The following is an 11,825-nucleotide window of genomic DNA, read 5'->3' as shown; positions in this document are numbered from 1 at the left end:
CAGTCAACCGAAAAAAATCACCCCAGTCCAACTAGACCAGAGTGACTCCCATAAATCTATTATCGCCGAACCAACTGCAATCCCGCGCCAACCAGCATCCCCACAGCCATGCCCCACATTGCCAGCATGTCCAAGTGAAACGCCACCAGCAACAGGATCACCGCGTAGTAGGCGGTTGCCACGATGGCGCCCCTTTTCTTACCGCCCATCACAGCGTCACAATCTTACCGACCGCAATCGGCAGGGTGACGTGGGTGGAGTAGTGGCCGACCGCACCGGCAACCGTGTCTGGCAGGACGACATCGTCCGTCACACCGTGGATGTAGATGACCCGCTTGTCGAGCGCCAACTCGCTATCGTTAAAGGTGGCCTTAAATTTTTCATCCAGCTTCGCCAGCGGCACGACCTTGGTGTAGGCGAAGTAGCCGTTCGCGTCCGCCACGGGGTAGGCGTCGTTGGGGATGTCCATCTCGTGGGGCGCGTCGTTGAACGGCACCATGGTGGTCCCGGAAACCGCGCCCGTCTCGGGGAGGTCCACGAAGCCATCGTGGTTCATGTCCTGCGCGCTCGTGGCGATATCAGCGGCCTTGCCATCCGGGAAGCCGTGGAAATGTTCCCAGTGTTGCAGGTTGGCCGGGGTGTCAAACATTTCAATATTAATGGTCAGGGTGTCCCCGTTGATGGTGAACAGCGCCGTCCCGTGGGCCGCGGTCCCGATGACCTGTTCGTTGAGTGGCACGATAGTTGCTTGATAGATTTTCATATGAAATGACCTCCTCGAATTGATGGGTTTAGTATATAATGGTTTTAAGAAATAAAAATTGATAAATATCAAGAAAATACCAAAAAAGGAGCGAAAAAAGATGACGCATTCGCCAGTTAAATGTGTGCGGAGTGCCCCCATTTTCAAGGGGCTGGATGACGCTGCCATTGCGGAGCTTGCCAAGATTTCCGTGCACCAGCAGCTATTCAAGAAGGGCACGGTGCTCTATGACCCGACCAGTCAGCTGGACCGGATGATGATCGTCGATTCCGGGCGGGTCAAGGTGTATCAGCTCAACGAAAACGGCAAGGAGAAGGTGCTGTACATGCTGCGGGCCGGGACCATCGACAGTGAAGCCGCGCTGTTTGCCAAGCGCCAGCACTTCAACTACGCCGAGGCCTTGGAGGATACGCGAATCTGTTCGATTGGCCGCGCGGACTTTCAGGACCTCCTGCGCCGGGAGCCAGACGTGGCGTTTAACCTCCTGAATATCCTGGGCGACCGCTTGACCGAGCTGGAGTCGGTGAGCGCGTTAACGGGCAACCTGACGGCGAAAAACCGGGTGCTGGCCTACCTCCAGCAGATTGGCCAGGCGCAACAGGCCACGGTCTTCGATTTGCCCGTGAAGAAAAAGGAGCTCGCCAGTTTCCTCGGCATCACGCCAGAAACGTTGAGTCGCCAGCTGGGCCAGTTGGTGGCGGACGGGCTGTTGGAGATTGTCGGGAAGCGTGTGACCTTGTTGGTGGAGTGAAACTGATTTGGACCAGGTTTAGCTGAGATATTTGACTGGCTTGGTCCTTTTTGCGTTATACTGGGGATAATCATTCCGGGTATATAAAGTCAGTGATGATAATTATTTTTATAAAACGTCATGACTTGACCCAATCATTTTGGCATAGGAAGTGGGAGTCGTGAAGACTGGAATTAAGGGAATTCTGGTTAGTGTTTTAGTGGGAGTCGTTTTGTTGATAGTAGTGGGGAAAACAGTTGTCGCGCACGGTGACGTTGTCACGGGGGAGGATTCATCGGAGCAACCGCAAGAAACGACATCTGGTAGTCAGGTGGTCGTTGAGGATGCGACTGGCGGGTACGTCACGACTCCAGTGATTGAAATAGAAAATACAAAATACGTGACTCATCTTTATAATGATGAAGATGAATTGATTGATGGACGCGCCTTAGGGCAGGGAACGGATTGGTTCGTGAATTCAGAAAAACTGAATCTCATGGATGGTTCCCAAAGCTGGCGAGTTAGTACGCATGATTGGGTTAGGGATAGTGATGTTAGGTTCCGTTTTTCTATGGATCCTAATCAGGTTGTACCTGATATGCAGAAATTAACCATTAACTTTGTAGATACTGCGGGAAAGGCTTTACGGGCACCAGAGAACGTGACGGTAGCTTTCGATTTTACCGCTGAGTTGAAAAAGGCGGTCTTACCCATTGCTGGTTATGACTTAGCCCGAACGGATGCCACCAAGCCAGGTGAGTTCACGTACATTTACCAGAAGAAGGTGCCAGCGGAGAACGGCGGTGGTACAGCGGTCACCACGCCACCAACGACAGTTACACCCACACCATCGACCCCAGCGCCAACTGATCCGGTCAAAGTCGTTCCTAAGGGTCAGGCGGTATCGGCGTTTAAAAAGATTGGCCTCTACCGTACGGTCAATTTTAATCGGCAAACCCGCCTGCACTGGTATACCAAACGCCCACGGAATCAGTGGCCTCAGTTTGTGGTAATGGGGTACCGACGGAACGCTTCTGGTGTCTTGCGGTATCGGGTCCGTGATGTGAATCATCACTCCAAGACGGCCGGCCTGACGGGCTACGTGACGGCGAGCGATAGTGACATGACCAACACCTATTTCCGCGTTAAACCACGGCGCGTTCGGGTGTTGAATCCCTTGGGGGTCAATGCATATTGTCAAGCTGATTTGAGTGGCCAGCGTCTACAGCATTTCAAACGGGGAACGGTACTGAAGATAAAAGCCATTCGGCATTATCATTTAACGACGCGGTTAGTCTTAACCGATGGACGTTACGTGACGGCGAACAAAACGTTAGTTGTTAAAAAATAAGTGTATGCAAAAACGAGATGATTGGTCTGAAGCGGCCGGTCATCTCGTTTTTAGTTAATGGATGGTTTTGACGTAGTGGCGGTTGGCCGTCACATACCCATGAGCCACGCGATAACGCTTAGTCCCATGAACGCTGAAGTCCCAACCCTTCACGGTGAACGTGGTGCCATTGCGGAAATGTTTCTGCCGACGAGTAAAGTTCACATCACGATACCGGTTGATAGCGGTCTTAGCCTTAAGCTTCTTTGGCATGGCAACCCGCCCATTCTGTACCAATTTCTTATTTGCCGTGATGTAGCGGCCATTCGTGAGGACATACCGCGTAGTCAGGTTGTGTTTGACCAGCTTCTTCACCCGCAGCGTTTGACCCTGACGGTAGTGGGCAACTTTGCCCGTCAATCCGCGGTGGCGGTACGCATTCACACCGCGCGGATTGATCACCGTCACCTGCTTGGCCGCTTGCCGGTAGTAAGTCGGCGTCACAAATTTACGGTTGGCTGTGATGTAACCGGTCTTGCCCGCCGTTTTCGAGTGGTGGTTGACGTCCTTGACCAGGTATCGCGGCGTGCCGTGGACCGAGCGCGCGTAGCCGGTGACTTTGAACATCGGCTGATAGACGCGGGGCTGGCGGCGATACCAGTGTTGGCGGGTGGCGCGTTTGAAAGCCGTATCCGTGTACAGCCCAATCTTTCGGGTAGCCGTGACCACCGTTCCCGCGGGCACACCACCGTCGCCAGCGCCGCCCGAGCTGAGGGAGGGCCGACTGGCACTCGTGCTACCGCCGGAACTGGCGTCGCTACTTGAACTTCCGTCCGAGCTACTGGACGTCGAGGTGTCCGGCCAGGTCAGGGGGATGGTGTAGTCCTGCGTGAAGCCGCGGAACGTCTCGCTGTACATGTAACGAAAGGCCGCGCGCACCTGGATGGACGGCGTGCCCGAGGGGATGTTGGTGATCTGCGGGTCGGCACGAAAACTGTCGGTGGCCGAGTAGCCGGCCGTTGCCAGACTACTGAGGCTACTGGCTTGTTCGGTCGGCGACAGCCAGCGGCGGTAAGCTAAGGGGGTCGCGTTCTGATAATCGAGCACACCAAAATTAGCTAAGCCACTCACCGTTTTTGCCCCTTCATCAATCGTCAGTTTGGGCGCCGGTTGGACCATGGGAATGTCGTCGTACTGTAGGACAGGCTGGCCCATCTCTTGAGCTGTCAGTGCGTTTGGCACAAACGTATCCGTTGTTAGCGCGTGGAGCCCGTCTTCGTTCAGCTCCGGATGGACGCGAAACGCAGCCATTTGGAATCTAGGATCGTCGAAAGGCTCCGACGGGGTGTGGTGGTAAAGCCGCAGCGGTAATAGGTCATCGGCTTTTAGTGTGAGTTGGTTGTGAACGACGCGTTGTGCCGGGAGTGGGTTCAAGTGGCGCGACTGCCCCCAAGCCACCAACGTTCGGATGATCCGACCACCAGGGCGCGTGCTGTCGGCGAGGTCGGCTACGGGGGTCAGGTCGTCGATTTGATTTTCACTCAGATTAAGGGTGTGAACGGGCAGGGTGTCACCGTCCGACGGCAGTGTTTTCAAATAATCAACCAGCACAGCCAGATCCGCGTCGGTCAGCTGGTCACGATAAAGTAAAAACGAGCTATTGGCCTCAGCTGGCAACTGGTTAAGGGCCACAATCACTTGCTGCAAGCCAGCGCCAGCAAGATGCGTTTGATTAGAAATTCGTACGGACCGGGGGTAGGCGGCGAGGTGGCGGAGGTCCTGGTAGTCGCGGATACGGGGATTGCTGAGAATCAGGGGGGTGTAAAGGCCGAAGTTTGCGGTTACGCTCACGGGTGAGTCGGCCGTGACCTCGTCGTAACTATACCGCTGGAGGGTGCGGACGATGTCTGCCTGGAGGTAGATGTCATGTTTAAAGGCCTCCCGAATGGTTAGGGTGTCAGCCGCGGGAATCTCACGAGTCTGCGTTGCACTGGAGGTCGATTGGGCGTGAACGGGTGGCAGCGTGGCTGTGGCGGTGCCGAGTAAACAGCCGGTGAGGCATAGAATTATGGGACGGAAGGAATTTAGCATGCGGAACGCCGCCTTTCTAGTTTACTATGTAAGCGCTTCATTCAGAAAACATCATATCATGGCAGCCGGGTTATCGATACTGCCAGGCCTTAAGTGAGGCTGATTTTCGTTTTACCCTAGCGGATGGTTAAATTATGAATTGATTAATTTGCATAACTAGTCGCCAAAAAAGTCAGCTCACGGTGTGTGGGCTGACTTGGTCGACGCTATTTGACTTGGATAACCAGTCGTTTGTTAGCCGAAACGTAGCAACCATTGGGCAACTGATACCGCGTGGTTAGGTTGTGGGTGACGAGCTTTTTGACCTGGATGACTTGGTGCTTACGGTAGTGGATCTTTTTGCCGGTGAGGGCCTTGGTTTTATAGCTGTTGAGGCCGCGAAGCACCTTGATCTTCTTCGCCTGAGTCTGGTAGTAGTCGTGGCTGACAAAGCTGTCTTTAGTCGTGATGTAGCCGGTTTGGCCGTTCGTCTTGGTGTTCGGTGTCACGTCCTTGACCTTATAGCGGAGCACACCATTCTTGGAGCGGGCGTAGCCGATGACCTTGAACATGGGCCGGTTCGTCCGTTTAGCCTTGGTGTACCAGCGAATGCGAGCTTGGTTGGTGAAGGTTGGGGATTTGTAGAGGCCAATTTTCTTAGTGGCGTAGACGACTTTGCTTTCTGACTGGGCCTTGTCTGCCACTGGGGTTGGCGTATTGACGGTTGTGGATTCACTGGATTCGTTAGATTCGACACTGGTGACAGTATTGCTTGTAGCAGGTGATTTCAATGGAATCGTGTAATTCTGAACGTAGGTGGTCCACATCTGGGGGTAGGTTAAGTAAACAAGGTTGGCAATCTTAAGGGTGAGTTGGTGGCTGCCTGCTGGAATATTATTGATTGTGAGGTGAGTCGTATCGGCTGGTAAAACATAGTCTTGTGGGTCGTAATCAGACAGCAGGTCACGCAGTGTTGATATGTTTAACGTTTGTGTATAGGTATCTGGACTTAAGACAATAGTGTACATATCTGAAAAGTCTGTGTCTGAGGAGTTATTGGTATCATCACGAGAAAGCTGATCAGTTACTAAATTAATAATAATTCTGTCTTGATTATCAAAATTATCAGCCTTATCAAAAAAGTCTTTATTAGAGGTGAGCGATGCATTAACCAGTGTGTATTCGTCACTATACGAGTCGGCAAAATTAGTCGTTATTTCCGGAAGATCCGTGAAGGGAATCTTAATGCTTGTGCCAGTTAAGTTCTGTGCGGGTAGGATAGCCGTAGTTTCAGAATCTTGCATGGGCGCGTTCAATGCGCCGATGACGTTCTTGTCGTCTGAATTTTTGAAAGCTGCCCAGGAATTGAAATTACTAAGTTTGTTATGGCTGAGGTCAAGCAGACTAATATAATCACTTTGTTGATTGGGCGTATATTTTTTTGCTAGGCCTATAAGCATCTCTAAATCTGTATCAGTTAGGTCATCATTGGGAAATTCAAGGGAACCAATGTCGGTACGGTTAATCATGAGGCTTTGTGTGATATCGTAAAGATTATCTTCAGACAACTGTAACTGATTGGCTAGGCGTAATGAGCGAGCGAGACCGACTACTTTAATGAGTGGCGCATAATTCGTCATTGATTTGGTGATGATGACACGGGGAACGCTGTTTTGTACGTCCTTCAAGGTACTGGTACTGTCGATTTGACCGGTATATGGATACGGATATTCTGCGTTAAGCAGGGCATCTCTGACGATGGCTTCGTTTTGATCTGTTTGGTAGTTGGGAAAGGCTTGGTCAATGGTCTGGTTCAAATCAAGGCTAGTGGCAGCGTCGGTCGGGGGTGTTGCGGCTTGTGCCGAGGCAGGGTTAACCAGCACCAGGCTGGTTAACAGGACAATTGTGCTAAGTATACTGAGGCAAAATGTTCTAAATAGGTTTCCTTTCATTGGAATTCACTCCTTATCATGTGCAGTTAGCTACAAACTAAGCATACCAGCTAAGTGGAAGGGGAGGTAAGACTAGTGAATAGATTGTGGACATGAAAAATCACCCGCCAAAATGATACAGGGTGGGTGATTATGAAAGCTTGATGGCGTAGGCTTTGTTGGTGTTCAGACAAAGGGATTTAAGCGCTTAGGCTAGTTAGGTGAAATGACTTACTCCACCTGAATGACCAGTCGTTTGTTAGCCGAAACATAGCGGCCATTGGGCAACTGGTACCGCGTGGTCAGGTTGTGGGTGACTAGCTTCTTCACCCGGATGACCTGGTTCTTGCGGTAGTGGACTTTCTTGCCAGTGAGGGCTTGGGTCTTATAGCTGTTGAGGCCACGAAGCACCTTGATTTTCTTAGCCTTTGTCTGGTAGTAGGCGTTACCGGCAAAACTGTCGTTGGCTGTGATGTAGCCGATTTGACCGTACGTCTTGGCGTTCGGTGTCACGTCCTTGACCTTGTAGCGGAGTAGACCGTTCTTAGAGCGGGCGTAGCCGATGACCTTGAACATGGGCCGATTCGTCCGAGTCGCCTGATTGTACCAGCAAACGCGATCTTTACTGGTAAAGGTTGGGGATTTGTAGAGGCCAATTTTCTTGGTGGTGTAGACAACCTTGTTCTCTGGTTGAGCTTTGTCTGGCTGTGAGACGATTGGGGCAGTGTCCTTAGATGAGGAGTCTGTGGTTGGTGTAGTTGTAGCGGCACTCGAAGTCGGGTGAAGTTTAACCGTATAGTTTTGAATATACGTTATTGCTGGCTTGTCTTCTGGCTCGGGATAGACTAACACGCGAAGGTGCAGGACGGTGCTGTTGGCAGGCACGTTGGTGATGGTGAGGCTGTTTGGGTCTGCCGGTGGTAGCAGTGTATCCTCTGAATTTGAGGCCGCCAGTGCGTCTTGGTAGAATGCCAACACATTGGCAGGTATTGGCTCATGGTAACCATCACCCTGAGCGTCAATGGTATCGATTTTTTGGAGATCAAATGGAGAATTAGCTAGTGCCTCTAGGAATGTTGTTGCGGGAACGGTTTTTCCGGAGATGAGCCTACCGGTGCTGTCAAAATTACTTGGGTCGTCAAAGAAGTCTGGGCCATTGTTAACTTTGAAAGCAATTGTCCCGCCGTGAAAAGTGGCAGTTCCCATACTACTTGGATCGGTAAATGGTGTCGTAAGTTCGCGGAGTGTTGTAAATGGCATCTTGACCGTAGTGCCAGTGAGTTGTGCAGTCAGTACGGGTGCTTCGGCTTCCGGCGAGCTAGGGGCAATTAAGCTATAAATTGGCTTATTGTCTCCCGGTGAATCCTTATAGTCCATCCAAGGAGAAAAATCGCTGATGTTATTTTGGTAGAGGCTGAGGATTAGATGCGCTGTGCTAAATTTAAACTGGTTAGCAGTATCTAAAAGCGCGGAAAGGTCATAATTTGATAAGTTGTCCTGATTTAAATTTAAAAATTCAACCGGCGAATAGGTTGGATGATTGGTTAACAGAGTAGAAATGAGGTTGGGAAGGTTATCTTTGGTCTCAGCAGTACTGCCACTCAGGCTACTTTGATGGGTTAAAGTTAGTCCGTTAAGTGTGCAAGCAATCTTAAGGAGTGGGGTATAGTCCGTCAATGGCTGATCAATCGTAATTTGAGGTTTGTTTTCCTGAACCTGGGTCAGGGTCATGGTGGACTCGATTTTTGTTTTGGAGTTGGCGCTAAGCAAGGCTTTTTTGACGATTTGTTCATCGTTCGACCCATTATCGGGAAGGACTTGGTCAACGGTTTGGTTCATATCAATCGTCGTTGCTGCCTGAACAGTAGTCGTGTTAATCAGTAAAAACCCAGTAAGCAAGACAATGAAACTAAGTACGCTGAAGCAAAATGCTCTAAATGTTTTTCCTTTCATCAGAAGTCACTCCTTCTCAAGTGCGATAATTCACAAGTTAAGCGTAGCACCTAATCTGTTGGATAGTAACTGATTGGCATTGTGAAAAATCACCCACCGTAATGACTCGCGGTGGGTGATAGTGAAAGCTTGATATGATGGGGGTTAACGGCTAAAACTAAAGCTAGTGAAATGCGCCAAATTGTTCGATGAAATTACATACTGAATGGCGTAGACGATAGCAATTAAAAAGGGACAGCCAACCGGCTACCCCTTAGGTTCGTGCAAAATATTTCCCAGCGAAATGCCCAACGAGGCCAGCGTTAACGGCCAGCTCATAGATAGGGTATACAGCCAGAAATGACTGGCATCACTGGGTTTGAAGAATGACAGGATTGATAAATGGGCACCCGCGCTCACCGCCACCAACAGGCCAAACATGACCAGTTGGCACAACAGGCCGCCGTACGTGGAGAAGCGGTATTTGTGAACGATGGCCATATCGTGGTCAATCTCCGGCGCGCCATACAGGGTAGCGTTGATGGTCGGGTTGTCGTAACCGACGTACAGGGTAATCAGTAAAATTCCCACCACGTAGGACCAGCGCCATGGAATCAGCAAGAGCACGTGCCCCGCCAGCAAACTCACCTGACTGAGCCGTAGCGCCCGTTTGGTCGACCCACGTCCCAGTTTATTAAAGAGGGGATAACCGGTCTCAAACCCGACGAGGTACAGCGCAAAGACCACGTACATCCCCGCATGCCCAAAGTAGAAGTAGGCGAAGAACCCGCTAAATAGCAGCACCAGGCTCATCAGGAAGCCCCGATTTAACAGGCGAATCTTGTAGTTGGGCAGCACGTGGCGGTCGCCGTACAGCTCGATGGCTAGAATCACCAGCGCCACACCGATGATGGCGAGCACCAACCCATTTGGCAGGTTCAGCGCGGCCTTCCGTAACGTCGTCAGTAAGGCAATGGCCGCGAAGCCAATCAGAGACAATGCCCAGCGCCAGCCCTGTTGGAGACCGTGGGGATGCGTTGGCCGGTTCTGGTAGAAATCGTTGGTAAAGTTGTCCAGCAAAATACCGCCGGGCAGGGCACCCAAGTAGAGCAGTGCCAGCACGCTAAAGGTCAGCGTATAGCTCCACCCGGCCGCCAGATCGATGGCCAGCATCACGCCGAGCCCCAGGAAGATGAGCCAGTACAGCCGCTTCATTTTAAATTCACTCGACTGACTGAGGTGCAGCTTGAGAGTCAAAAAGTACGGCCAAATCGTGGCGGCACTGTAGCCCCACAACAGGCTGCCGATAACGAGCCAACCCACCGCATTTGTTAGGGCAAAGATTAAGCTGCCCAGCGCGCCCAGCACCAGACTCACGATGAGGTAGGTGCTCGACCGCAGATTTAAGCGTTTGGTATAAAAAATGCTGGCCGCCCGCGAAATGTAGAAGGCCACCAGGGCAATCAGATACGTCTCGCTCTGCGTTTCCTGGTACTTCAATAACATTAAAATGTAGGGTAACATGAGGCCAATATTTGCTAGAAAGTTCAGGGTACCGACGGAAAAGTCGATGCCCGCTTGCCGTAACCGCTCCACCCAATCATCTCCTTGATTTTCCGTTTTGTGGTTGGTTCTAACTTTACCGCCTGCGTCAGCTAGGTGCTCTCGTCCCATGAGGCACGCCCGAAGCCGAAGGGCGGTCTTCGGCCTTGCGGTCAAGTCTTACTGAAACCCGTAAGTCTCGACCACAGCCCGTGCTGTAAGGCCGAGAAGACCACTCGCCCTAACAACCACCGACACGGGACTTCGCACCTAGCTGACTCCGGCTGAGAGTTGTGCACCGACCCCAAAGGAAAATTAAGGGATGGTTGGTACTTTGGCCGGGTGTGGGGGTTGTTCAGGCAGCATTTAACTAACATATGGCGTCGATAGTCATTGACACCTACGAATATTACTTTACACAGTATAGCATTGATTGCCCGCAAAGGTGGCTGGGGAGTTAAGTCAATTACGGACAATAGAAAAGCGCCACCCACCTCGGGTTAACCGAAGCAGGTGGCGCTAAAATTATCGAAACAAATAACCAGCGTGACAGCCATCGAGCCCATCACACTAGCAAACTGACCACGACCACGGCTGCCGCCTAAGACTTCGCCAAACCAACGTTAGATTGGTGTCACAATCTGAGCCGGAGGAAGCCAGGACGGAGACGGCTGTGTCGAGTCTGTTGGTCGGCGTCTTGTGCCGGCTTACAGACTGGGACAACCTTTGAGACCTGCACGGTTCTCGCAGGGCTCAAAGTTGAGGTGGGAGCCCGCACCACAGGCGGAAACCGGCCCCACAGCAGGCGTAGTCCTGGAAGCCGCAGGCGGCCAAGTTTACACGCACTTGACCCAAACCAATACTACCGTTCAGAAGAAGTCTTAGGCGTCAGGCGCTTTTCGATGAAGGAGAGGACCAGGTCCGTGATAATCGCCATCAAAGCCGTTGGCAATGCCCCGGCCAGGATAATCGCCCCACCATTCGTGGCGTTGGTCCCGCGGACGATGATGTCCCCGAGCCCACCGGAACCGATGAATGAGCCGATAACGGTGATCCCGATACCGATGACTAAGGCGTTGCGAATCCCAGCGATGATCACTGATAGCGATAGGGGAATCCGGATGGTCATCATGACCTGAAAGCGGGTCATCCCCATGCCCTTCCCGGCATCCAGCACGTCGGCGTCAACGCTCAGCATACCGGTGTAGGTGTTTTTAATGATGGGCAGCAGGGAGTAGAGGAAGACGGTCACGATGACCGTGGTCTGCCCCAAGCCCAGGCCTAGCATCAAGATGGACAGCATCGCCAGTGACGGAATCGTTTGGATCACGTTGGCAATACCAATAATGACGGGCGAGAGGCGCCGGTACTGGGAAATCCAAATGCCCAGGGGAATCCCGACGATGGCGCCCAGCAGCACCCCGTAGATGGAAACGAGGAACGTTTGGTTAAATTGACTGAGGACGTACATCCCGTTGTGGCTAAAGTAATAAACTAGCTGACTGAGTAAACCCATGTCTTTCATAA

General features: G+C 51.8%; 9 protein-coding genes. 2 read left to right on the top strand and 7 right to left on the bottom strand.

Going from position 1 to position 11,825, the window contains the following annotated elements; genetic code table 11:
- Positions 1-59: 59 nt before the first annotated feature.
- Both JUF13_RS14485 and JUF13_RS02720 read right to left on the bottom strand, forming a co-directional pair.
- Entirely contained in the window at positions 60-182 is a 123-nt protein-coding gene (locus tag JUF13_RS14485; protein WP_268890180.1) for a hypothetical protein, read from the bottom strand.
- A 26-nt stretch (positions 183-208) separates the two neighbouring features.
- Entirely contained in the window at positions 209-763 is a 555-nt protein-coding gene (locus JUF13_RS02720; RefSeq protein ID WP_203637596.1) for a hypothetical protein, read from the bottom strand.
- A gap of 100 nt (positions 764-863) precedes the next feature.
- Here JUF13_RS02720 and JUF13_RS02715 point away from each other — a divergent pair, with 100 nt between their 5' ends.
- Together JUF13_RS02715 and JUF13_RS02710 are read left to right on the top strand one after the other, a co-directional pair.
- Entirely contained in the window at positions 864-1,514 is a 651-nt protein-coding gene (locus tag JUF13_RS02715; protein WP_203637595.1) for a Crp/Fnr family transcriptional regulator, read from the top strand.
- A gap of 160 nt (positions 1,515-1,674) precedes the next feature.
- Positions 1,675-2,844, top strand: coding sequence for a DUF5776 domain-containing protein (locus tag JUF13_RS02710; protein ID WP_203637594.1), 1,170 nt, complete (start codon positions 1,675-1,677; stop codon positions 2,842-2,844).
- A 54-nt stretch (positions 2,845-2,898) separates the two neighbouring features.
- On the opposite strand, the gene JUF13_RS02705 is transcribed toward JUF13_RS02710, so the two are convergent.
- The 5 genes from JUF13_RS02705 to JUF13_RS02685 form a co-directional block, all read right to left on the bottom strand.
- Positions 2,899-4,914, bottom strand: coding sequence for a DUF5776 domain-containing protein (locus JUF13_RS02705; RefSeq protein WP_203637593.1), 2,016 nt, complete (start codon positions 4,912-4,914; stop codon positions 2,899-2,901).
- Between the two features lie 206 nt (positions 4,915-5,120).
- Entirely contained in the window at positions 5,121-6,845 is a 1,725-nt protein-coding gene (locus JUF13_RS02700; RefSeq protein WP_203637592.1) for a DUF5776 domain-containing protein, read from the bottom strand.
- A 210-nt stretch (positions 6,846-7,055) separates the two neighbouring features.
- A complete protein-coding gene (locus JUF13_RS02695) occupies positions 7,056-8,777 on the bottom strand; it encodes a DUF5776 domain-containing protein (protein WP_203637591.1) in 1,722 nt (573 codons plus the stop codon).
- 246 nt (positions 8,778-9,023) lie between these two features.
- Positions 9,024-10,352, bottom strand: a complete 1,329-nt coding sequence (locus JUF13_RS02690; RefSeq protein WP_203637590.1) for a hypothetical protein — start codon at positions 10,350-10,352, stop codon at positions 9,024-9,026.
- An 808-nt stretch (positions 10,353-11,160) separates the two neighbouring features.
- Positions 11,161-11,823 carry an ABC transporter permease gene (locus JUF13_RS02685; protein ID WP_308439863.1) on the bottom strand — a complete coding sequence of 221 codons (663 nt, stop codon included), beginning with the start codon at positions 11,821-11,823 and terminating at the stop codon, positions 11,161-11,163.
- Positions 11,824-11,825: the final 2 nt, after the last annotated feature.

The organism is Levilactobacillus wangkuiensis, assembly GCF_016861605.1.
GTDB lineage: Bacteria > Bacillota > Bacilli > Lactobacillales > Lactobacillaceae > Levilactobacillus > Levilactobacillus wangkuiensis.
Note: the sequence above shows the minus strand (reverse complement) of the source record. Positions and strands in the feature narration are given on the sequence as shown.

Excerpts from the sequence above, each read along its gene's own strand:
- JUF13_RS02700 (WP_203637592.1), bottom strand. The coding sequence starts at position 6,845 with ATGAAAGGAAACCTATTTAGAACATTTTGCCTCAGTATACTTAGCACA.
- JUF13_RS02715 (WP_203637595.1), top strand. The coding sequence starts at position 864 with ATGACGCATTCGCCAGTTAAATGTGTGCGGAGTGCCCCCATTTTCAAG.
- JUF13_RS02705 (WP_203637593.1), bottom strand. The coding sequence starts at position 4,914 with ATGCTAAATTCCTTCCGTCCCATAATTCTATGCCTCACCGGCTGTTTA.
- JUF13_RS02685 (WP_308439863.1), bottom strand. The coding sequence starts at position 11,823 with ATGAAAGACATGGGTTTACTCAGTCAGCTAGTTTATTACTTTAGCCAC.
- JUF13_RS02695 (WP_203637591.1), bottom strand. The coding sequence starts at position 8,777 with ATGAAAGGAAAAACATTTAGAGCATTTTGCTTCAGCGTACTTAGTTTC.
- JUF13_RS02720 (WP_203637596.1), bottom strand. The coding sequence starts at position 763 with ATGAAAATCTATCAAGCAACTATCGTGCCACTCAACGAACAGGTCATC.